Below are 22,434 nucleotides of genomic sequence, written 5' to 3' on the forward strand. Positions count from 1 at the left end.
TACTTTTTAGGTAGTTATTGGTTAAAAGCTCGAAATATATGTGACTTTTTATAAATTTATTTCAAATAATTCTTTATGAAGGAGTTTACTGTTGATGCATGATCAAGCTGATTTATTGCAAAGTAGATCTATTAAAAAGGTACTTTTACTTTATATGAGCTTGTATTTAAATGAGAGATAAAAGATATACTTTGTGGGTGGTTTCTTATTATTAAATAAATTCTCCTTAAGAAAGATATGACTATGAATATAATTAATAATCAAAAATTTATTATATTTAATAAGATAGTTTAACGACAATTAGAGGTATAGGGGATGGCATCTAAACGTTTTTGAAAAGCATGAGGATCCATAATATTTTTATACATTTGTTGATAAGTTTTTTTGTGATCTTCAATATTGTGATAGTCAATAATTTCTTGGAGTTTGTCTTTGTATTCTATATGGCCAGCATTGAACATCGCTGCATAGTGTCCCCATAAAGCATATTGATATCTTAAAGCAGCTTTTGGAATCAAATTTATCTCGGTTAAATAACTATTAGCAGTTTTTTCATAGCATTCTTTTATTTGATAAGGGTCTCTTTTCATTTTGCTTAAAAAAATACATTGCATCTCTTGTAGCTTTGAACTATCTGTTTTAGCAAGTATTTTTTCGGTAACAATATATGCTTCATTAAGACAACCTAAATGTACAAGTATTTTGCGTTTAGTTTTTAAAATATTTAGATTGTTCTCGTTAGAAGGTATCTTTTTCAATAAGTTTTTAAATCTTAAGTGAGCAGTTGTTTGATCTTGTTCCGTGTTTAATTTATAAATAATTTCATTATATTCATATATATAATTATTATTTGATTTGTGTTGATTCTGATTGTCCTTCGTATTAATTATTTTTGAAGGACTATCGTCAGTATGGTTGTTACAAGCGCTCAAACCTAAGCTTACTAAAGAAAATGCTAAAACTTTATGCACTACAACTTGTACCTTTTATTCTCTCTTAAGGGGTTTGAGAAGAATAATAAAATATAAAAGAAAATACTGTTTAGTTTGTTATTTTTTGAGTTAATCATAAAACTATTGCATAACATTTTATTGGCTAATTGAAAGAGCAATAAATTTAAAAGATGTGATGACCAAACAAGGTTTGAAGAGAGTGAAAATATATAAGTGATTAGGACCATTGATAATTTAATTTAAACAAATAGGAATAATTATTAATATATTGTTGATAACAATTATCATTCATGTTAATTTTTGTGCCGACTTTTGCTGCTGTGTAACAAGGACCAAAGTAGCAAAAGGCTAAGGAATCTCGCACAGCACATTGGTTATTATGGAATTTTCTTATGTACACTCCGCCCTTTAGAAAAGCGTTTACATCTCATCCCTTAGCACTTGCTATGGCTTTAATTGCTCCTTCAATTGTTTATGCAGATGAGACAAATGGAACAGCCACTTTAGAAACGATAAAAGTGCAAGCAGAAGAAGATTCCGCTGTTACCGAAGGTTCGGGCAGCTATACAGCAAAAAGCACAAATACTTCTACAAAATTAAATTTATCTCTTCGTGAAACACCACAGTCGGTGAAGGTTTTAACCCGTGAATATTTAGATGATCGGAAAATCGATTCTTTTCAAGATTTAATGAACAATATTACGGGTGTTTCGACGTCACGTACTGATGAGCGTCAGAAAGTTTATGCGCGTGGTTTTGAGGTAGATTATTACTTAATAGATGGAATACCGAGCACGATTAATTTAGGTACAGGGGACCTTGATTTAGATATTTATGATCGCGTCGAGGTGGTGAAAGGTGCTAATGGCCTAACCACAGGTGCGGGAAATCCAGCGATGGCGCTGAACATGATTCGTAAACATGCAAACTCAAAAGAACTTAGTGGTAATGTCAGTACATCATTAGGTTCATGGAACTCTTGGAGTAGTTCGGCAGATATTTCTGCACCGCTTAATGCTGATGGTTCATTGCGTGGACGTATGTTTGTGAAACATTCTGATGAAAATTCATTTATGGATTTTTATGAGAAAGAACGGAATGTATTTTATGGTGCCCTTGATTATGATCTGAGCGATAAAACAAGTATGTCGCTTGGAGCTACATATCAAGAATTGCATCGTGATGGTATCCGCTGGGGTGGTACACCAGCTTTTTATACTGATGGGACCCGTACCAATTTTTCTAGAAGCTTAACAGTAAGCGCACCTTGGACATATTGGGATGTGAATACAACGGCAGTGTTTGCGAACTTAAAACAGAATTTATTTAATGACGTTAATTTAAATGTTGCTTATACCTTCCGCAAAGAAGATACAGACTCTATGTTGTTATATACAGCTGGAAAAGTAGATAAGGCAACCAACACCAGTCCACTAAAAAATATAGATGATAATAAAAAGGATAATGTTTCTGTATATGGAGCCAAAGCTGCGAGTGAAGAAAACAATATTGATGTTTTTATTAATGCCCCATTTACGCTTTTTAATCGTCCACAAGAAATCATTATTGGCGGATCTTGGAATAAGAATGAAAAGACCAAAGATATTTTTGGTGGATCTAACAAGAACCAAGACATTGAAAAATATTTAGGTGGTCCGCTTAACTATAATGATATAGCTCAAGAGTTGCTTCAGCCTGTTGTTTTAAACGGCAAAAATGCGCTGAATGAAACCACACAAACTGCTGCATATATTGCGGGTAAATTTCAAATTCTCGACCCTTTGAAAATTATTGCTGGTGCACGTTTATCTAACTGGAAATATAAATCTGACAATGACAAAGGTAACCGTGAATTTAACAATGAATTAGCACCATATATTGGCGCTATTTATGATTTTGCCCAAGATCATTCTGTCTATGCGAGTTATACAGAAATTTTCAAACCTCAAGATCGTAAAGATGTAAATGATCAATATATTGACCCGATTAAAGGTACGAGTTATGAGGCTGGCTTAAAAAGTGAGTGGTTTGGAGGGCGTTTAAATACAGCATTGTCAGTATTTCGAATAGAACAGTCTAATTTTGCTGAATTGATACCTGGAGTATTTATTGTCCGTAATGGTACACAAACTACAGAACAGGCCTATCGCGCTGTAGATGGGGTTGAAAGTAAAGGCTTTGAGTTTGAAGCTGATGGGGAAATTAACGATAACTGGGCTGTTAATTTCGGTATTGCTAATTTTGAAGCAAAAGATGCAAAGGGTACGAAGGTTAATACGACAAACTCTCGAACAACTTCAAATTTATTTGTTAAGTACAAAGTTAATCAGTGGAGTGCAGGACTTGGCTTAAATTATAAGAGTAAATACTATACGGGTAGTGGAAGCTCTCGCATTGAGCAAGATGCTTATGTTTTAGCAAGTGCGATGCTTGGCTATCAAGTGGATAAAAATATCAAACTTCAATTTAACATCGATAATATTTTTGATGAGAAATATTATGAGGGTATTGGTGAAAACTCAATGAACTGGGGAACACCACGAAATGCAACGCTGAGTGTTCGTTATAATTTTTGATACAGACATACTCATAAGTAACCGATTTATAAAAGCCCTCAAAAGAGGGCTTTTTTGTGCGTAGATTGATTTATAAGCAGTTGTACTTATAAATATTATTTCCCTTTCAAATTCCATTCATTTTTGACAAAATGAAACATGTCACAATGGTCAATTAAAGTAATATGCCCATTAATAATTTTGCTTAAATTTTTGCAGGAATTTCGCATGCTACTTCTTAATTACTATACAATACAATCTCTTAATGAAAGTTTTTAATTAAAAATCTTAATGATATGTTAGAAGTATTTCGATCCACTTCAAGCAAACTGATATTGCTACTGGTTATTGTTTTAGTAGCCATACTGCAATATCAATTTTGGTTAGGTGAGGGTGGCTATCTCCCTCATCAAGCTCTCATGCAACAAATTCAGCAACAAGCTGAAGTAAATGAAGAGCTTAAAGAAAGAAACCGTATTTTGGCAGCAGAGGTTTTTGACCTGAAAAATGGTACAGAAGCAATAGAAGAACATGCTCGCCTTGATCTTGGTTTGGTTAAACCACATGAGACATTTGTTCAAATGAGTACCATCAGTACCCATTACAAGCCTATTTATATTGACCCGAACGCTAAAGTTGATTTGGAAACGAATGAGACACCTGCATCCCCAGATATCCCAGACTAAATTGTGGGCAGTGATTCCAGCTGCAGGGTCAGGAAGTCGATTTTCTAAAACTGAATTGAAGCAGTATCAATATATTCAGAATACGACTGTTTTAGAACATACTGTTCGGCGCATAAGTCAACTTCCATTAAATGGTTATGTTTTGGCAATTGGTACCCAAGATACCTTTGCTCAGACTCTCGCATTTCAAAATATAGATAAGGCTCATTTTTGTATGGGTGGGGCAGAACGAGTCCATTCAGTATTAAACGCATTAAATCATCTTTTAACTTTTGCTGACGAAAATGATTGGGTGCTTGTGCATGATGCAGCACGGCCTTGTGTAACAATTGAATGTTTAAATACCCTTGTTGAACAAGCAATTAAATCAAATCATAGTGCTATTTTAGCGATTCCTGTTCGTGATACGTTAAAGCGGGTTAGGGTAGATAATTATATTAATAAGACGGTAAGTCGGGATTCATTGTGGCAAGCTCAAACTCCTCAAATTGCTAAAATTGGGAAGCTCAAAAAGGCAATTGAATACGCTTTAGAAAATAACATTGCTATTACCGACGAGGCAAGTGCACTCGAATATATGGGTGAAACTGTGCAGGTTGTAATGGGGCGTTCTGATAATATTAAAATTACTTATCCTGATGATTTAGAGCTTGCACGTTTAATTTTACAATCACAGTCTTAAGATAAATATACATAATAATATTTTGTAGTTTTATTTGAGAAATAGCCTAAGTAAATATTTCATTTCTACATATCTATTTATAAGAATTAATATTTTTTTACACCCCAAGTCTATAAGATTAGTTGAGTAATTTACTTAGATAATGTTCGATCATCGAACAAAATATATTTATACCGAACAAAACTGTATGTAGCTTACTAGATCAAAATACGAAAATTATCAAAAATGTTTAAAAGGGAAATCTAAGGGAAACACTCGGGATTGAGTGAAATATTTATCTATTCTTCTCGCCTCAGTGTGCCTAACTCTCTTACCTATCTCTTCTTCAATGAGCACAATGGAGTTGTCTAATGATTGACAAAAGTAAGTCCTCACTAAGCGAGGTTCTATCGCAGATTAAAGATGGTGCAACCATTCTGATTGGTGGTTTCGGTACCGCAGGACAACCCGCTGAACTCATTGATGGTCTTATTGAACTCGGTGTTAAAGGCCTAACCATTGTCAGCAACAATGCCGGTAATGGCGATTATGGTCTGGCTAAACTGCTGAAAGCAGGCTCAGTTAAAAAAGTGATTTGTTCTTTCCCACGTCAGTCAGATTCTTATGTATTTGATGAACTGTACCGTGCTGGAAAGGTCGAGCTTGAAGTGGTACCGCAAGGTAATCTGGCATGTCGTATTCAGGCAGCAGGTATGGGCCTAGGCGCTGTGTTTACCCCAACAGGCTTTGGAACACTTTTGGCCGAAGGCAAAGAGACCCGTGAGATTGATGGGAAAGATTACGTACTTGAATATCCGATCAAGGCTGACTTTGCTTTGATTAAAGCCTACAAGGGCGACCGCTGGGGCAATCTGGTTTACCGTAAATCTGCACGTAACTTTGGCCCGATTATGGCCATGGCTGCGGATGTCACTATTGCTCAGGTTTCTGAAGTGGTTGAACTCGGTGGATTAGACCCTGAGCACATCATCACCCCAGGTATTTTTGTACAGCACGTTGTACAAGTAGCGCCAGCACAGTAAGCAATAAGGAGAAATAACATGAGCTACCAGAAACTCAGCCGTGACCAGATTGCACAACGTGTGGCACAAGACATTCCAGATGGCGCCTATGTGAACTTGGGTATTGGCCTACCAACCAAGATTGCGAGCTACTTACCTGACGATAAAGATATTTTTCTTCATTCTGAAAATGGCCTATTGGCTTTTGGCCCACCGCCAGCGGCAGGTGAAGAAGACCCTGAACTGATTAATGCGGGTAAAGAGTTTGTGACCATGCTTGAAGGCGGCAGCTTTTTCCATCATGGCGACTCGTTTGCGATGATGCGTGGTGGTCACCTTGATATTGCAGTACTTGGGGCATTTCAGGTTGCTGCGAATGGCGACTTGGCCAACTGGCACACGGGAGCACCCGATGCGATTCCTGCGGTGGGTGGTGCGATGGATTTGGCTGTGGGTGCCAAGAAAGTATTTATCACCACAGATCATGTGACCAAGCAAGGTGAGCCGAAGATTGTGGCTGAGCTGAGCTATCCGGTAACGGGTAAAAAATGTGTTGACCGTATTTACACGGATCTTTGTGTGATTGATGTGACTAAAGATGGTTTAAAGGTGATTGAGAAAGTGGAAGGTCTTAGCTTTGATGAGTTACAGGCTTTAACCGGTGCAACTTTAATTGATGCGACTCAAGAGTAAGGAAGTAGGGAAATGACATTAAAAAATGCTTATATCATCGATGCCATCCGTACTCCATTTGGCCGTTATGCCGGTGGCCTTGCACCCGTCCGTGCCGATGACCTTGGTGCTGTGCCGATTAAAGCCCTCATGCAGCGTAACCCAAGTGTAGATTGGGAACAGGTCGATGATGTGATCTATGGCTGTGCCAACCAAGCCGGTGAAGACAACCGTAATGTCGGCCGTATGTCAGCACTGCTTGCAGGTTTACCGTATCAGGTACCGGCAACGACCATTAACCGTTTATGCGGTTCTTCACTCGATGCGATTGCCATTGCTGCCCGTGCCATTAAAGCAGGTGAAGCGAATTTGGTGATTGCCGGTGGTGTAGAAAGCATGAGCCGTGCACCCTATGTGATGGGTAAGTCAGACAGTGCTTTTGGCCGTAGCCAGAAGATTGAAGACACCACTATGGGATGGCGCTTTATTAACCCTAAACTTAAAGAATTGTATGGTGTAGATACCATGCCCCAGACTGCCGAAAACGTTGCTGAACAGTTTAACGTCAATCGTGCAGATCAAGACCAGTTTGCCTTGGTGAGCCAACAACGCACCGCAAGCGCGCAAGCCAAAGGCTTTTTTTCTAAAGAAATCGTGCCAGTTGAAATCCCTCAGCGTAAGGGTGATGCTGTTGTGATTGATACCGATGAGCATCCACGTGCATCGACCACACTTGAAGGCTTAAGCAAACTTAAACCTGTAGTTAAAGCAGATGGCACAGTCACTGCGGGTAATGCTTCAGGCATTAATGATGGTTCAGCAGCTCTACTGATTGCTTCTGATGAGGCAGTTCAAGCTTACAATCTAAAAACCCGTGCCAAGATCATTGCTTCAACAGCCGTAGGTGTAGAACCACGCATTATGGGCTTTGCTCCGGCACCAGCGATTAAGAAATTACTTAAACAAGCCAACCTGACTTTAGATCAGATGGATGTAATTGAGCTCAATGAAGCTTTTGCTGCACAAGCTTTGGCCGTGACCCGTGATTTAGGCTTGCCAGATGATAGCAACAAAGTAAATCCAAACGGTGGTGCAATTGCATTGGGTCATCCACTTGGTGCATCAGGTGCACGCTTAGTCACTACAGCTTTAAACCAGCTTGAACAAACGGGTGGTCGTTATGCCTTGTGTTCAATGTGCATTGGTGTGGGTCAAGGCATTGCTTTGATTATTGAGAGAGTCTAATCATGAGCCAGTTATATGCCAGCTTGTTTTATCAAAAAGACGTCACTGACATCTTTAGTGACTCATCTTTAATCAAATACATGATTCAGGTTGAAGTTGCCTTAGCTCAAGCACAGGCACAAGTTGGTGTGATTCCTCAAAATGCGGCTAATACCATTGCCCAAGTAGCTGAGCAGGCATTAGATAAGTTTGATTTTTCAGCTTTGGCTGTCGCAACTGGCTTAGCTGGAAATATCGCAATTCCATTTGTAAAACAGCTTACAGCAATTGTTAAAGATGTTGATGAAGATGCTTCGCGTTATGTGCATTGGGGTGCAACAAGTCAGGATATTTTAGACACAGCTTGTATTTTGCAATGTCGTGATGCGTTGAACATTGTGGAAGGTCAACTTCAACAATGCTATGCGACTGCATTGCAGCAAGCTAAGCAATATCGCCATCAAGTCATGATTGGGCGTACATGGTTACAGCAAGCTTTGCCAATTACCTTGGGGCATAAACTTGCTCGTTGGGCTTCTGCGTTTAAACGTGATTTAGACCGTATCCAAGCCATCAAATCACGTGTACTGACTGCTCAGTTAGGTGGTGCTGTGGGTTCATTAGCTTCTTTGCAAGATCAAGGTTCACTTGTGGTTAATGCATTTGCGAAGCAACTGAATCTGACTGTACCGACAAGCACATGGCATGGTGAGCGTGATCGTATTGTAGAAATTGCAAGTGTGCTTGGCATGATTGTTGGGAATACGGGCAAGATGGCACGTGATTGGTCTCTTATGATGCAAACCGAAATTGCAGAATTGTTTGAACCCACTGCAAAGGGTCGTGGTGGTTCATCAACCATGCCGCATAAGCGTAATCCAGTTGCAGCAGCTTCAGTACTTGCCGCAGCAAATCGTGCACCAGCACTTATGTCTAGCATCTATCAAAGTATGGTGCAGGAACATGAGCGTAGCTTGGGTGCATGGCATGCAGAATGGTTAGCAGTTCCAGAAATCTTTCAGCTTTGTGCTGGAGCATTAAGTCGTACTGGTGAAGTTCTACAAGGTTTCGAAGTGAATGCTGAGCATATGCAACAGAACCTTGAGTGTACGAATGGATTGATTATGGCAGAAGCTGTAATGATGGCACTTGCTCCTAAAATTGGACGTTTAAATGCTCATCATTTAGTTGAAGCTGCATGTAAAACAGCGGTAGCACAAAACCAGCATTTGTTTGATGTTGTTAGCCAACTAGAAGAAGTGAAAGGACAGTTTAGCCAAGCAGAAATACGGGATATTTTCAAACCGGAAAACTATTTGGGCAATATTCAGCAACAGATTGATGCAGTTTTGCAAGAAGCACAAGGAGAGCCAAAGTGAAACAGACTATTAGCAATCGCCAAGGAAAACAACTAGCTGTTTATACCGACGGCTTAAAAGACGCTCCTGTGCTTGTATTCTCTAATTCATTAGGCACAGACCATGGTATGTGGCAGTCACAGATAAGTGAATTAAAAAGTAATTTTAATGTCATTACATACGACACACGTGGTCATGGTGAAAGTGATGTAATTAGTGACACCACATTGCAAAACTTAGCTGAAGATGTGGTTGATATTTTAAATGCCTTGAGTGTTGAAAAAGCTCATTTTTGTGGCATTTCAATGGGCGGAATTACAGGGCTTTGGTTGGGTATTCATCATCCAGAGCGCTTTTTAAGTATTACTGTTGCGAACTCGGCAGCCAAAATTGGTCAGGCGGAGGCTTGGTTGAGTCGTGCTGATTCTGTTGAACAGAATGGTTTAGCTGAGTTGGTAAAAACCACGCATACCCGCTGGTTTAGCGAAAACTTCGACTATCAACATAACGTGGTTGCACAAACGACGATTCAAAGTCTTGCAAACACACCGGCACAAGGTTATGCGAATGCATGTCGTGCTTTAGCGTATGCCGATTTAAGAGATGAAATTACACAAATCCAAGTTCCAGTATTGCTCATTGCAGGAACGGCAGATCCAGTGACCACAGTAGCAGATGCTGAGTTTATGCAGAATGCTATTAAGAACAGTCAAATTGCTAAATTAGAAGCATCTCATCTTTCTAATATTGAGCAACCACAAAGATTTACACAGGAATTGACTAGGTTTATTCAGCAAATCTAATAGCTTAGTAGTTTAAAAGGAATTGGCCTTAAGGAGGCAAATATGGCGTCTCAGGATTACGCTGCACCAAATAAAAGTATCGATGCTCAAGCATTAATTAATGATGCTCCACTCAGTAAATATCAATGGATGATCGCAATCATCTGTTTCTTAATTATTTTTACTGATGGTATTGATACTGCTGCAATGGGTTTTATTGCACCAGCTTTGGCACAAGACTGGGGCGTTGACCGCTCTCAGTTAGGACCAGTGATGAGTGCTGCACTTGGTGGAATGATTATTGGAGCTTTGGTTTCTGGTCCGACAGCTGACCGTTTTGGTCGCAAAATCGTACTGGCTTTTTCGATGCTTGTATTTGGTGGGTTCACCTTGGCATCTGCTTATGCAACCAACTTAGATAGCCTTGTCGTTTTACGCTTTTTGACAGGTATTGGCTTGGGCGCTGCTATGCCGAACGCCACTACATTATTTTCTGAATACTGCCCAACACGCATTCGTTCATTACTCGTGACCTGTATGTTCTGTGGTTACAACTTGGGTATGGCAACAGGTGGTTTTATTAGTAGCTGGCTTATCCCGACTTACGGTTGGCACAGTCTATTTTTACTTGGCGGCTGGTCACCTTTGATCTTAATGATTTTAGTGATTTTGGTTTTACCTGAGTCTTACCGCTTTTTAATTGTGAAAGGTAAGAACCCTGAAAAAGTACGCAAAATCTTAAATCATATCGCACCAACTCAAGTTCAAAATGCGACTGCGTTTCACGTACCTGAAGAGAAAACTGAAACAGCTCAAAAGAAAAATGTCTTTGGAATTATGTTTTCTAAACCATATGCGAAAGGAACGCTTTTGCTTTGGTTGACCTATTTCATGGGCTTGGTGGTTGTTTACTTGCTTACAAGCTGGTTGCCAACACTTATGCGTGAAACAGGTGCGTCAATGGAGCGTGCTGCATTTATCGGTGGATTGTTCCAGTTCGGTGGTGTGGTAAGTGCCTTGTTTATTGGTTGGGCGATGGACAAATTCAACCCTAACCGAGTGATTGCTATTTTCTACTTTGCTGCAGGTCTCTTTGCGATTGCTGTTGGTCAAAGCTTAGGAAACTCAACATTACTTGCAGTATTGGTGCTTTGTGCGGGTATCGCCATTAACGGTGCGCAATCTTCAATGCCAGCGTTAAGCGCTCGTTTCTACCCAACTCAATGCCGTGCAACGGGTGTGTCTTGGATGACGGGGATTGGACGTTTCGGTGCGGTATTTGGTGCTTGGATTGGTGCCGTACTACTCGGTAATGATTGGTCGTTTACTGCCATTCTCAGTTTATTACTAATTCCAGCGACTGCTGCGGCTGTTGCTGTATTTGTTAAATCAATTGTTGCGCATACCGATGCAACTTAATAGAGGTCTATCACAATGAATGATGAACAACGCTATAAACAAGGCATTGAGGTGCGGACTGAAGTTTTGGGCGAAAAGCATGTTGGTCGGTCTTTGCAGAACTTAAATGACTTTAACCAAGATTTTCAAAATTTTATTAGCCGTTACGCATGGGGTGAGGTGTGGTCTCGTCCAGGCCTTCCACGTCATACACGTAGTTTAGTCACTATCGCAATTTTATTGGCGCTTGGACGTGAAGATGAACTACGCATGCATTTACGTGCTTGCTTTAACAATGGCGTAACTAAAGAAGATTTAAAAGAGCTGATCTTACATAGTTCACTCTATGCAGGTTTACCTGCTGCAAACGCTGCAATGCATATGGCTGAAGAAGTCTTTAAAGAGTTGGGGATAGAAGTAAACCCAATTGCAGCGAAAGAACAGGATTAAGGAGATAAAGATGTCACAACATAGCTGGGGTGCTTATGCCCAACGTAATACAGATGATCATCCACCAGCGTATACGCCAGGTTATAAAACAAGTGTATTACGTTCGCCAAAAAATGCATTGATCTCAATTAATGAGACTTTAACTGAAGTTACTGCACCGCATTTTTCTTCAAATTTGTTTGGCCCAAAAGATAACGATTTGATTTTGAACTATGCCAAAGATGGTTTACCAATTGGTGAGCGTGTCATTGTCCATGGCTATGTTCGTGACCAATTTGGTCGTCCTGTGAAAAATGCACTTCTAGAAGTATGGCAAGCCAATGCTTCTGGCCGTTACCGTCATCCAAACGACAAGTTTATTGGTGCAATGGACCCTAACTTTGGTGGTTGTGGTCGTACCTTAACTGATGAAAACGGTTTTTATATTTTCCGTACCATTAAACCGGGTCCGTACCCATGGCGTAACCGTATTAATGAATGGCGTCCTGCACATATCCATTTCTCATTAATTGCTGATGGTTGGGCTCAGCGCCTGATTTCGCAGTTTTATTTTGAAGGCGATACGCTCATTGATACTTGCCCGATCTTAAAAACGATTCCTTCTGAAGATCAACGTCGTGCCTTGATTGCACTAGAAGATAAAAACAACTTTATCGAAGCTGATAGTCGTTGTTACCGTTTTGACATCACTTTACGTGGCCGTCGAGCGACTTACTTCGAAAACGAATTGACTTAATCGGGAGCACTAGCATGAATAACTGGAATTTTCAGGAACTAAAAGAAACTCCATCTCAAACAGGTGGTCCTTACGTTCACATTGGGCTATTGCCACAACAAGCAAATATTGAAGTGTTTGAAAACAACTTTAATAACCAGCTAGTACAAGATCAGACCAAAGGTGAGCGTATTCGTCTTGAAGGCCAAGTGTTTGACGGATTGGGTTTACCGCTACGCGATGTGCTGATTGAGATTTGGCAAGCTGATGCGAACGGTATTTATCCAAGTCAGGCAGATACGCGTGAGCAAAAAGCTGACCCAGCATTTCAAGGTTGGGGCCGTACAGGTGCTGACTTTGAAACGGGTGTTTGGAGTTTCAATACGATTAAACCGGGCGCGACAGCAGGCCGTAAAGGTTCAACTCAAGCACCTCATATTGCATTAGTCATTTTCGCTCGCGGTATTAACTTGGGTCTTCATACACGAGTTTATTTTGAAGATGAAGTTGAAGCAAATGCTAACGACCCAATTCTAAATAGCATTGAATGGGCACCACGTCGCCAAACACTTATTGCAAAACGTTTTGAAGAAAATGGTGAAGTTGTTTACCGCTTTGATATTCGTATTCAAGGTGATGACGAAACTGTATTTTTTGATATTTAAGAAACACCTAAGGTTACACCTGATTATTCAAGGATGCGTGTAGCCTTTTTAAGGATGAACGATATGAACATGAAAACATTATTAAGCCTAAGTTTGCTTGCACTCCCATTTTTTACTGCACAGGTGAATGCTGAACCTGTTGCTTTAGCTGCTCAAACACAACCTGCTAATACAGCCGTTAAAACGATTGTTCCGATTACCGCAAAAACCAAAGAACAAGCTTTGGCACAAGCTCAAGTCATTGCAAATACAGCAGATGCTGATTTGGCAGAGTTTCGTATAGATTTACTTAGTTTTGCGAGTGATACAAAACAAGTGATTGCTTTGGGCCATGAGTTGAAAAAGATTTTGGGCAATAAGCCAATGATTGCCACCATTCGTACGAAAAACGAAGGCGGCCAGCTTGAAATTAGTGATGTGGATTATGGTAAGACTTATCAAGCTTATTTAAAGAATCCGTTCATGGATTGGTTAGATGTTGAAATGTTCCGTGATCAAAAAGTAGTTTCAGAAATTGTTCAAAAAGCACATCAAAAGAAAGTGCTGATTGTTATGTCTAATCACGACTTCCAAAAAACACCAAGCCAAGATGAAATTGAAAAACGCTTGTTAAAACAAGACCAGATGGGTGCAGATATTCTCAAAATTGCCGTTATGCCAAAATCTAAACAAGACGTTTTCACTTTAATGAACGCAACTTTAAAAGTAAGTCAGCAAACCACTAAACCATTGTTAACGATGTCGATGGGGCAACTTGGTACGATTTCGCGTGTTGCGACTGCCAACATGGGCGGAAGTTATAGCTTTGGCATGATTGGTCAGGCTTCTGCACCGGGTCAAATTGATGTGACCAAGCTCAAACAGATTTTACAAACAGTTCAACCAACAAACCCATAAATCATAAGGATATGATGAAATGAATACATTACGTTTAACTACTCTTGCATTAGGTTTGATGATTTCAGGCATAGCTGCGGCTCAAACTTATGTGGTTGACCGTTATCAAGACGATAGCAATAAAGGCTCTTTACGCTGGGCAATTGAACAAGCTAATGCAAACCCAGGCGAAGCTAGCGACATTTTGATTCAAGCAATAGGCAAGGCGCCTTACGCGATTAAATTAAATAGTGCACTTCCTGAAATTAAAGCACCTGTCAAAATCATTGGTACCCAGTGGGATAAAACTGGCGAATACATCGCAATTGATGGTTCGAATTATATTAAAGGCGAAGGTGCAAAAGCTTGTCCTGGTGCAAACCCTGAACAGTACGGCACCAATGTACGTACGATGACTTTACCAGGGTTGGTACTACGTGACGTCAACAATGTCACTTTAAAAGGTTTAGACATTCATCGTTTCTGTATTGGGGTATTGATTAACCGTTCAAGCAATAATCTGATTCAACACAACCGTATTAGTAATAACTACGGTGGTGCAGGTGTTATGCTCACTGGTGATGATGGTCAAGGTAACCCAACCGCAACCACCACCAATAACAACAAAGTTTTAGACAACATTTTCCAAGACAATGGTGATGGCTTAGAACTGACACGTGGTGCAGCATTTAACTTAATTGCGAATAACCATTTTGTTTCAACTAAAGCAAATCCAGAACCATCACAAGGTATTGAAATTTTGTGGGGTAATGATAATGCCGTAGTTGGTAATAAATTTGAAAACTATTCAGATGGCTTACAGATTAACTGGGGTAAGCGTAACTATATTGCTTACAACGAAATGACCAATAACTCGATTGGTTTCAACATGACAGGCGATGGCAACATTCTTGATAGCAATAGAGTGCATGGTAACCGTATTGGTGTAGCCATCCGCTCTGAAAAAGATGCAAATGCAAGAATTACATTGACTAAAAACCTGATTTGGGACAATGGTAAAGATATTAAACGCTGTGAAGCGGGTGGTTCATGTGTACCAGATCAGCGTTTAGGGGCAATTGTATTTGCTGTGCCTGCACTTGAGCATGCCGGATTTGTAGGTTCTCGTGGCGGTGGTGTGGTTGTTGACCCATCTAAACAGCAAAAAACATGTACTCAGCCAAATCAACAAGGCTGTAATGCTCAGCCGAATCAGGGCATTAAAGCACCTAAGTTAACTGCAAATAAAGGTTCAGTTGCTGTAGAAATTAATGGTTTACCAAATCAACGTTACCAAGTTGAATTTTTTGGTAATCAAAATGCGGCATCAAAAGAAGCTGAGCAATATTTAGGAGCGGTTACCGTTGCTACAGATGCCGAAGGCAATGCAAAAGAGAATTGGAAGCCAATTCTCAAAGTTGCTTCAATTACAGCGAATGTAACGGATCGTTTTGGAGCTACGTCTGAACTTAGTTCGGCCGTGCAAACTAAATAATAACAATAAGGAAAGCGCCTCAAACTGAGGCGCAGCATAGAAATATAGAAATGATAAAAGGGACTTGAAATGCCAAATTTAATGAAATTGAGTGTTTTAACGCTCGCTGTATTAGGTAGCCAATTTGCGCTCGCGAATGAGCCTTGGTCACAAGACCGTCAATGGTTGCTAGGTGACTGGAATGGAAAACGCCAGCAATTAGAGCAGCAGGGCTATAAATTTACAGCTTCTATTATGAGCCAAAGTGCTACAAATTTAGATGGTGGTTACAACGACAGCAATACTTTTGAAAATGCTGCACAACTTTCTTTAGGTGCAAACCTAGATTTAGAAAAAATTGCTGGATGGAAAGATACAACAGCGAGCCTAGTCGTGACCAAACGTGATGGAAATGCGCTTACTTTGGAGCGTATTAAAGATCCACGTTCTAGCCAATTGGGTAATGCTCAAGAGATTTATGGTCGCGGTAAAATCTGGCGTTTATCTCAAGCATGGGTGAAGAAGGGCTTTATCGATAATACTGTACAGGTCAAATTTGGCCGTATGGGAATGTCAGAAGACTTCAATAGTTCTCAATGTGAGTTTCAGAACTTATTGCTTTGCGGTGGGCAGCTAGGAAAATCAATTGGTTCAATTTGGTACAACTCACCAGTTGGTGTTTGGGCTGCAAACGTTAAATATCAATTTGCGCCTGAGTGGACTTTGGGTGTCGGTGTTTATGAAGTAAATCCAGACAACATTAAAACCGAATCAAATAGTGATGGTTTTAATCTGGATATGAACAACGTGAAGGGTGCAACCATACCAGTTGAGCTCGCATGGAAACCAAAACTTGCTGCTTTTAATGGTTTACCGGGTGAATATAAAGTAGGTGCGCTGTATTCAACCGCAGAAGCGAATGATATTAAAACCGCGGGTAAAGTTCATGACGGAAAACAAAGTTTCTGGATTAATGCACAACAACAACTGACGAATAACGGCCAAGATCCGAAACGCGGTTTATATGTAAGTTTTAATGGCGTTGTAAATGATAAGGCAACAACTTTTGTTCAAAGTACGCAACAGCTTGCTCTTTGGTATAAGGGACCATTTGATAGCCGTCCAAATGATTCGATTGGTTTTGGTATAGCTAATTATGTAGTTAATGACCGTGCTAAAGATAAACAGATCGCAACAAACGAAAGTCGTGGATATTACAGCTATGATTCGATTGCATCTGACTATATTCCAATTCAAGACGACGAACTAAATGTCGAGTTGAACTATACCTATCAATGGTCTCCGGCCGTCATGTTACGTCCAAACATTCAATATATTCATCAACCTGCTGGTGTAAAAGAGGTTGATGATGCTTGGGTGGCTGGTCTTAGTGTGAAAGTCAATTTTTAACAATATTGATGGCTGGTTAGACATAGTTTAACTGGCCCAAATGCTTGAACTATTCGGGTTCAGTATATGTGGAGTAGGATCTATGTCTGAGTCAGATTCTAAGTTTCATATCTTATTCAAAATATGGTGTTTTATATTAGGTCTAGTTTTATTGGCTACTGGTGTTTTTTACATCGTAGGTGGTGGAAAGCTAGTATCTCTTGGTGGTTCTTGGTATTTCCTTATAGCAGGATTATTTATTACCATTTCTGCAATTAGTATTTTCCGAAAAAAAGCGCTGGGTGTCTGGATTTTTGCGGCTGTTTTTGTTGGTACCGTAATTTGGTCATTTGTTGATGCTGGATGGGAATTTTGGCCGTTATTTTCGCGCTTAATGTTTCCTGCTGGTCTTTTTGCTGCCTTGCTATTTACTTTGCCTTCAATCCGACGTTACCAATTTCAAACGAGTTTGGCATCTTCATCCTATGCGGTAGGTGGATTAGTTGTTGTGGGAATGTTGATTGCGCTCTATCAAATGTTCCAACCACATCCAACAGTAGCAAGTTCAGGTGAAAAACTACCTCTAGTACCAGTTGATCCTGCAAAAAAACAGGTAAATTGGGAAAATTATGGTAATGATGCAGGTGGTAGCCGCTTTGTTGCTCTCGATCAAATTAACCGAGATAACGTTCATAAATTAAAAGAAGCTTGGCGCTTTAGAACGGGCGACTTTACAACGGGTAGCGGTAATGGTGCCGAAGACCAAATGACTCCGCTACAAGTTGGAAATAAAGTGTTTTTATGTACACCACATAACAACATTTTTGCGATAGATGCCGACTCGGGCAAACAACTCTGGAAAGCTGAGGTGAACTCTACAGCCGATGCTTGGGAACGTTGCCGCGGTGTTGCATACTTTGATTCAACAAAACCGCTTGTACAACCAACTTTAGCTGGTGCAAATGCAGTAACTGCGGTTGCAACCAATACGGCATGTCCACGCCGTGTATATACCAATACACCTGATGGTCGTTTAATTGCAGTGAATGCAGATAACGGTCAGCGCTGTGCTGATTTTGGTGTAAATGGAACGGTTGATTTGCTAGAAGGTCTTGGGGCTGGAACAAAAGCGCCACGTTTTGAAGTAACTTCTGCACCGACTATTGCGGGTACAACCATTGTGGTGGGTAGCCGTATTGCCGACAACGTAGCCGCAGATATGCCAGGTGGTGTTATTCGTGGTTATGACGTGATTACGGGTAAACTTCGCTGGGCATTTGACCCGCGTAATCCAAATCCTAACTATGTTCTTAAACCGGGTGAAACCTATAAACGTAGTTCGGCAAACTCATGGGCTGCAATGTCATATGACCCGCAAATGAATACGGTGTTCTTACCTATGGGTAGTTCATCTGTCGACATTTGGGGGGGTAACCGTAATCCATTAGATCACAAATACAATACTTCTGTGTTAGCACTTGATGCGACAACAGGTAACGAGAAGTGGGTATATCAAACTGTTCATAACGATTTATGGGACTTTGACTTACCAATGCAACCGAGTCTAGTCGACTTCCCATTAAAAGATGGTACGACTAAACCAGCTGTTGTCATTGGAACCAAATCAGGCCAATTCTTTGTTCTTGACCGTGTAACGGGTAAACCACTGACTAAAGTGATTGAACAACCAGTTAAACCTGCCAATATTCCGGGTGAACAATACAGCTTAACTCAACCTCGTTCAGTTGAAATGCCTCAAATTGGTAATCAGACTTTAACTGAATCAGATATGTGGGGCGCAACGCCGTTTGATCAACTGATGTGTCGTATTAACTTCAAGTCAATGCGTTACGAAGGCTTATTTACTGCACCAGCTACTGATGTTTCATTAAGCTTCCCAGGTTCGTTGGGTGGTATGAACTGGGGTAGCATCGCTTTTGACCCGACTCATCGTTATATGTTCGTGAACGATATGCGCCTTGGTTTGTGGATTCAATTGATGGAGCAAACTCCTGAAGATATTAAGATTCAGGCCAATGGTGGAGAGAAAGTAAACACAGGTATGGGAGCTGTACCAATGAAAGGTACACCATATAAAGTGAATAAAAACCGCTTTATGTCGGCTCTAAGTATTCCTTGTCAAAAACCACCATTTGGCACCATGACTGCAATTGACATGAAAACTCGTAAAGTTGCATGGCAAGTACCATTAGGTACAGTGGAAGATACTGGGCCGATGGGTATTAAGATGGGCTTAAAGGCACCGATTGGTATGCCAACAATTGGCGGGCCGATGGCAACTCAAGGTGGCTTGGTTTTCTTTGCTGCAACACAAGATTACTACTTACGTGCATTTGATTCATCTACAGGTAAGGAACTGTGGAAATCACGCATGCCAGTAGGTAGCCAAGGAACACCAATAAGCTATGTTTCACCTAAAACAGGTAAACAGTATGTGGTTGTTACCGCAGGTGGAGCACGTCAATCACCTGATCATGGTGATTATGTGATCGCTTATAGCTTAGAACAATAATTAAGAAAGGCAAAAGAGAGTATTTCTCTTTTGCCTTATCCTTTAATATATTTTTTATATAAAAGAGTAAAAGTAAATTCTATATTTTTAACTAGATAGCTTTACCAAATAGTAAAAAAGTGCTTGATGTTGTTGCTAAACTTGAAATAGTCTTATGGTCAATTCAGCCTGAACGCTAGATATAGCTTAACTATTGACCAGTTCCTTAGGATTTTTTACCTATAAATAAAACCTTAACTTTTATTAAGTTCTGTTTAACTTAACATTGTGAATTTTAATTAAAAATAAACATTATTAAGTTTTAAACCTTAAAAATAAGGTGTTTTTTGTTGGAAAAACGAGCTTAAATATATACTTATATTATATTTATATAATTTATTGGGTTGCGCTAGAATGGTCGACGCAGATTATTACTATCCAGTAATAATTTGTATTTCAGGAATTTAAGCTTTTATGGCTTAAGGCTCATCGAAAGATGGGCCTTTTTTTATGGGTGAAAGAAAATGTTTTTATCTTGCTCAATAGCCTAAGCAAAATTAAAAGTTAAATAATGAATAAAATCACAAAAAATAGTCTTTAATGACAAGAAGTGTATGATTTGATAAATTAAAGCCACTTGATAATAATAGGTGATGTAATGAGATTTTTGGTTCTTGCAACTTTATCTGGTTTAGCTTTGATGGGTTGTGCTTCTGTTCAGCAAGCACCGAATACACAAGAGACAATCCGCTATGCTTCTAGCCCATGTTTTGGCGCATGTCCGATTTATTCTGTAGAAGTAACACCTACAGGTTTAATTCGCTTTGAAGGTAAACAATACACTAAAGCTATAGGTGTTAAAGAAATTCAAGGTAGCGTTAAAGATTATAAAAAACTTGCAGATGATCTAAAAACTTATCGCCCTGAAACAGGTACACAATCAAAAACTGCGGGTTGCCAGCAAACAGCGACCGACATGTCTAGCTATTACATTACTTGGATTCAACCTAATGGCACAGAAACTAAATTAAGCCATTACACAGGTTGTATCTCTCCAGCAAATAATAGATTGAATAAGGTTATGGAAAAGTTACCTGAACAATTAGGCATTAAAGATCTAATTTAATGATAAAAGCCCCAAAATCTTGGGGCTTTTTCTTGTTAAGAAGAATTATAAACTCAAAAGTTTTATATTAAGTATTTCTAAAAGAATCAGCGTATAATACAGATTATAAAAACATATATTGTTAAGAGTGGTTATATGTCAAATATTGTCTATGCCTTTTTTGGTGGTTTATTACTAGGCATCGCAACAGTTGGGTATTTATATATAAATGGCCGTATAGCCGGAATCAGTGGTTTGCTTGCTCAAGTCATCAATCCTACTAAAGACACCTTTAAGAGTTCGGCATTCTGGTTTATTGCGGGACTCGTGATTACACCTTTCATATATGGTTATTTTTATCAGCCTGAAATTGAAATTAAAGCTAATACATTTGCACTTATTCTAGCAGGTGTACTTGTAGGCTTTGGAACACGGTTAGGGTCGGGTTGTACAAGTGGTCATGGTATTTGTGGTATGAGCAGGTTATCAAAACGCTCGATGATTGCGACAGCAGTTTTTATGTTTGCTGGCATGTTAACGGTTTATATCATTCGTCATGTGATGGGGTAACCCTATGAAAAACTTTTTTGCTTTTTTATTTGGTAGCTTATTTTCATTAGGTTTGATGATTTCTGGTATGTCTAATCCAGAAAAGGTATTAGGTTTTTTAGATATTTTTGGGCAGTGGGATATTAGCTTAATGTTTGTAATGTTAGGTGCTATTGCTGTGGCATTTATTCCATTTCAAAAGGCTATAAAAACTCCTAAAACACTCTTTAATGAACAAATTCAATTACCAACAAATACACAGATTGACCAAAGGTTAATTGTGGGTGCTTTTATTTTCGGTATAGGCTGGGGAATAGCAGGTATATGTCCAGCGCCCACTTTAACTTTGATCGGATTAGGACATTTTGAAGCGCTTTATTTTATTGTCGCGATGTTATTAGGAATGTTTATTTACCGAATTTTAAATAAAGGAAATTAAGCCTATGCAACAACCTTTAGTAAAAGATTTTTTTGATGAAAACACCAATACTTTTAGCTATGTTGTTGCAGATTTAGCGACTCTTCAATGCGCGATTATTGATAGCGTGCTTGATTACGATGCCGCATCGGCCACTACAAAAACAACTCATGCTGATCTGATTATCGATTATGTCTTGGCGCAAAACTTCAAAGTACAATGGATTTTAGAAACCCATGTACATGCCGACCATATGACTGCGGCTCAATATTTAAAATCTAAATTGGACGGTACAATTGCGATTAGTCAAAAAATCTCGATAGTACAAGAAACATTTTCGGCTATCTATAATTTTGATTTTAAGAAATTTAATGAAAATCAGCCGTTTGATTATTTGTTTGAAGATTATGAACATTTTAAAATAGGGGAGATAGAAGCCTATAACATTCCTACACCAGGGCATACGCCAGCTTGCTTAAGCTATGTGATTGCCGATGCTGTTTTTGTAGGTGATACTTTATTTATGCCTGATTATGGTTCGGCCAGATGTGACTTTCCTAAAGGAAGTGCTGCTGAGCTTTATGATTCGGTACAAAAACTTTATATACTTCCCGACGACATGCGTATGTTCTTATGCCATGACTATAAGCCCGAAGGCCGTGATAAATATATCTGTCAAACAGATATAAAAACTCAAAAGCAAAGCAATATTCATTTAAATCGACGAGTTTCCAAGGACTCATTCATCAAAATGCGTCAAGAAAGAGATGCTACTTTGGCAATGCCAAAATTAATTCTGCCTTCAATTCAAATTAATATGAACGGTGGAAACTTTCCGGAACCAGAATCAAACGGCATTCGTTATTTGAAAATTCCTTTCAACTACTTCTAGAAATAGCCTAAGCATTTACTTTGGATCTTTTTATGCTGTAAATAGCCTAAGCAATAACAAAATTTACCCTATCAAAAT

General features: G+C 39.4%; 21 protein-coding genes. 20 read left to right on the plus strand and 1 reads right to left on the minus strand.

The window, feature by feature from the left end; translation table 11 throughout:
* Positions 1-290: 290 nt before the first annotated feature.
* Positions 291-971: a hypothetical protein gene (locus H7R46_RS07955; protein ID WP_005069051.1), complete on the minus strand. Its 681-nt coding sequence runs from the start codon at positions 969-971 to the stop codon at positions 291-293.
* A 374-nt stretch (positions 972-1,345) separates the two neighbouring features.
* Here H7R46_RS07955 and H7R46_RS07960 point away from each other — a divergent pair, with 374 nt between their 5' ends.
* From H7R46_RS07960 to H7R46_RS08055, 20 genes are all read left to right on the plus strand, one after another.
* A complete protein-coding gene (locus tag H7R46_RS07960; RefSeq protein ID WP_005069054.1) occupies positions 1,346-3,529 on the plus strand; it encodes a TonB-dependent siderophore receptor in 2,184 nt (727 codons plus the stop codon).
* 275 nt (positions 3,530-3,804) lie between these two features.
* A complete protein-coding gene (gene ftsB / locus H7R46_RS07965) occupies positions 3,805-4,194 on the plus strand; it encodes a cell division protein FtsB (protein WP_005069056.1) in 390 nt (129 codons plus the stop codon).
* A complete protein-coding gene (ispD, locus tag H7R46_RS07970) occupies positions 4,160-4,876 on the plus strand; it encodes a 2-C-methyl-D-erythritol 4-phosphate cytidylyltransferase (protein ID WP_005069059.1) in 717 nt (238 codons plus the stop codon). The genes ftsB and ispD overlap by 35 nt, the downstream gene beginning before the upstream one ends.
* 350 nt (positions 4,877-5,226) lie before the next feature.
* Entirely contained in the window at positions 5,227-5,898 is a 672-nt protein-coding gene (locus H7R46_RS07975; protein WP_005069060.1) for a 3-oxoacid CoA-transferase subunit A, read from the plus strand.
* An 18-nt stretch (positions 5,899-5,916) separates the two neighbouring features.
* Positions 5,917-6,570, plus strand: a complete 654-nt coding sequence (locus H7R46_RS07980) for a 3-oxoacid CoA-transferase subunit B (protein WP_005069062.1) — start codon at positions 5,917-5,919, stop codon at positions 6,568-6,570.
* Positions 6,571-6,582: 12 nt separating this feature from the next.
* Entirely contained in the window at positions 6,583-7,794 is a 1,212-nt protein-coding gene (pcaF, locus tag H7R46_RS07985) for a 3-oxoadipyl-CoA thiolase (RefSeq protein ID WP_005069064.1), read from the plus strand.
* Positions 7,795-7,796: 2 nt separating this feature from the next.
* Positions 7,797-9,152, plus strand: a complete 1,356-nt coding sequence (locus H7R46_RS07990) for a 3-carboxy-cis,cis-muconate cycloisomerase (RefSeq protein WP_005069065.1) — start codon at positions 7,797-7,799, stop codon at positions 9,150-9,152.
* The gene (pcaD, locus tag H7R46_RS07995; RefSeq protein ID WP_005069067.1) at positions 9,149-9,934 is read left to right on the plus strand and encodes a 3-oxoadipate enol-lactonase; all 786 of its coding nucleotides are present in this window, start codon (positions 9,149-9,151) and stop codon (positions 9,932-9,934) included. The genes H7R46_RS07990 and pcaD overlap by 4 nt, the downstream gene beginning before the upstream one ends.
* A gap of 42 nt (positions 9,935-9,976) precedes the next feature.
* Entirely contained in the window at positions 9,977-11,332 is a 1,356-nt protein-coding gene (locus H7R46_RS08000) for an MFS transporter (protein WP_005069068.1), read from the plus strand.
* Positions 11,333-11,347: 15 nt separating this feature from the next.
* Positions 11,348-11,761 (plus strand): 4-carboxymuconolactone decarboxylase, encoded by a 414-nt coding sequence (pcaC, locus tag H7R46_RS08005; RefSeq protein ID WP_000997505.1) that lies wholly within the window; start codon positions 11,348-11,350, stop codon positions 11,759-11,761.
* Positions 11,762-11,771: 10 nt separating this feature from the next.
* Positions 11,772-12,497: a protocatechuate 3,4-dioxygenase subunit beta gene (pcaH, locus tag H7R46_RS08010; RefSeq protein WP_000077913.1), complete on the plus strand. Its 726-nt coding sequence runs from the start codon at positions 11,772-11,774 to the stop codon at positions 12,495-12,497.
* A gap of 14 nt (positions 12,498-12,511) precedes the next feature.
* On the plus strand, positions 12,512-13,141 hold the full coding sequence (gene pcaG / locus H7R46_RS08015; protein WP_005069070.1) for a protocatechuate 3,4-dioxygenase subunit alpha: 630 nt from the start codon (positions 12,512-12,514) through the stop codon (positions 13,139-13,141).
* A 69-nt stretch (positions 13,142-13,210) separates the two neighbouring features.
* Positions 13,211-14,038, plus strand: a complete 828-nt coding sequence (gene aroD / locus H7R46_RS08020; RefSeq protein ID WP_080631194.1) for a type I 3-dehydroquinate dehydratase — start codon at positions 13,211-13,213, stop codon at positions 14,036-14,038.
* A gap of 19 nt (positions 14,039-14,057) precedes the next feature.
* Positions 14,058-15,512: a nitrous oxide reductase family maturation protein NosD gene (locus H7R46_RS08025; protein WP_005069074.1), complete on the plus strand. Its 1,455-nt coding sequence runs from the start codon at positions 14,058-14,060 to the stop codon at positions 15,510-15,512.
* Between the two features lie 69 nt (positions 15,513-15,581).
* The gene (locus H7R46_RS08030) at positions 15,582-16,901 is read left to right on the plus strand and encodes a carbohydrate porin (RefSeq protein ID WP_002120967.1); all 1,320 of its coding nucleotides are present in this window, start codon (positions 15,582-15,584) and stop codon (positions 16,899-16,901) included.
* Between the two features lie 82 nt (positions 16,902-16,983).
* A complete protein-coding gene (locus H7R46_RS08035) occupies positions 16,984-19,413 on the plus strand; it encodes a glucose/quinate/shikimate family membrane-bound PQQ-dependent dehydrogenase (protein ID WP_005069079.1) in 2,430 nt (809 codons plus the stop codon).
* Positions 19,414-20,059: 646 nt separating this feature from the next.
* On the plus strand, positions 20,060-20,518 hold the full coding sequence (locus tag H7R46_RS08040; RefSeq protein ID WP_014206923.1) for a DUF6438 domain-containing protein: 459 nt from the start codon (positions 20,060-20,062) through the stop codon (positions 20,516-20,518).
* 135 nt (positions 20,519-20,653) lie between these two features.
* Complete coding sequence (locus H7R46_RS08045; protein ID WP_005069081.1) at positions 20,654-21,067, plus strand: YeeE/YedE family protein; 414 nt, start codon at positions 20,654-20,656, stop codon at positions 21,065-21,067.
* Positions 21,068-21,071: 4 nt separating this feature from the next.
* Positions 21,072-21,485 (plus strand): DUF6691 family protein, encoded by a 414-nt coding sequence (locus tag H7R46_RS08050; protein WP_005069083.1) that lies wholly within the window; start codon positions 21,072-21,074, stop codon positions 21,483-21,485.
* A 4-nt stretch (positions 21,486-21,489) separates the two neighbouring features.
* Complete coding sequence (locus H7R46_RS08055; protein WP_005069085.1) at positions 21,490-22,356, plus strand: MBL fold metallo-hydrolase; 867 nt, start codon at positions 21,490-21,492, stop codon at positions 22,354-22,356.
* The last annotated feature ends 78 nt before the right edge of the window (positions 22,357-22,434 follow it).

The sequence above is a fragment of the Acinetobacter sp. BEC1-S18-ESBL-01 genome, assembly GCF_014169935.1.
GTDB lineage: Bacteria > Pseudomonadota > Gammaproteobacteria > Pseudomonadales > Moraxellaceae > Acinetobacter > Acinetobacter pittii.

Excerpts from the sequence above, each read along its gene's own strand:
- H7R46_RS07960 (WP_005069054.1), top strand. The coding sequence starts at position 1,346 with ATGTACACTCCGCCCTTTAGAAAAGCGTTTACATCTCATCCCTTAGCA.
- ftsB (WP_005069056.1), top strand. The coding sequence starts at position 3,805 with ATGTTAGAAGTATTTCGATCCACTTCAAGCAAACTGATATTGCTACTG.
- ispD (WP_005069059.1), top strand. The coding sequence starts at position 4,160 with ATGAGACACCTGCATCCCCAGATATCCCAGACTAAATTGTGGGCAGTG.
- H7R46_RS07975 (WP_005069060.1), top strand. The coding sequence starts at position 5,227 with ATGATTGACAAAAGTAAGTCCTCACTAAGCGAGGTTCTATCGCAGATT.
- H7R46_RS07980 (WP_005069062.1), top strand. The coding sequence starts at position 5,917 with ATGAGCTACCAGAAACTCAGCCGTGACCAGATTGCACAACGTGTGGCA.
- pcaF (WP_005069064.1), top strand. The coding sequence starts at position 6,583 with ATGACATTAAAAAATGCTTATATCATCGATGCCATCCGTACTCCATTT.
- H7R46_RS07990 (WP_005069065.1), top strand. The coding sequence starts at position 7,797 with ATGAGCCAGTTATATGCCAGCTTGTTTTATCAAAAAGACGTCACTGAC.
- H7R46_RS08000 (WP_005069068.1), top strand. The coding sequence starts at position 9,977 with ATGGCGTCTCAGGATTACGCTGCACCAAATAAAAGTATCGATGCTCAA.
- pcaC (WP_000997505.1), top strand. The coding sequence starts at position 11,348 with ATGAATGATGAACAACGCTATAAACAAGGCATTGAGGTGCGGACTGAA.
- pcaH (WP_000077913.1), top strand. The coding sequence starts at position 11,772 with ATGTCACAACATAGCTGGGGTGCTTATGCCCAACGTAATACAGATGAT.
- pcaG (WP_005069070.1), top strand. The coding sequence starts at position 12,512 with ATGAATAACTGGAATTTTCAGGAACTAAAAGAAACTCCATCTCAAACA.
- aroD (WP_080631194.1), top strand. The coding sequence starts at position 13,211 with ATGAAAACATTATTAAGCCTAAGTTTGCTTGCACTCCCATTTTTTACT.
- H7R46_RS08025 (WP_005069074.1), top strand. The coding sequence starts at position 14,058 with ATGAATACATTACGTTTAACTACTCTTGCATTAGGTTTGATGATTTCA.
- H7R46_RS08030 (WP_002120967.1), top strand. The coding sequence starts at position 15,582 with ATGCCAAATTTAATGAAATTGAGTGTTTTAACGCTCGCTGTATTAGGT.
- H7R46_RS08035 (WP_005069079.1), top strand. The coding sequence starts at position 16,984 with ATGTCTGAGTCAGATTCTAAGTTTCATATCTTATTCAAAATATGGTGT.
- H7R46_RS08045 (WP_005069081.1), top strand. The coding sequence starts at position 20,654 with ATGTCAAATATTGTCTATGCCTTTTTTGGTGGTTTATTACTAGGCATC.
- H7R46_RS08050 (WP_005069083.1), top strand. The coding sequence starts at position 21,072 with ATGAAAAACTTTTTTGCTTTTTTATTTGGTAGCTTATTTTCATTAGGT.
- H7R46_RS08055 (WP_005069085.1), top strand. The coding sequence starts at position 21,490 with ATGCAACAACCTTTAGTAAAAGATTTTTTTGATGAAAACACCAATACT.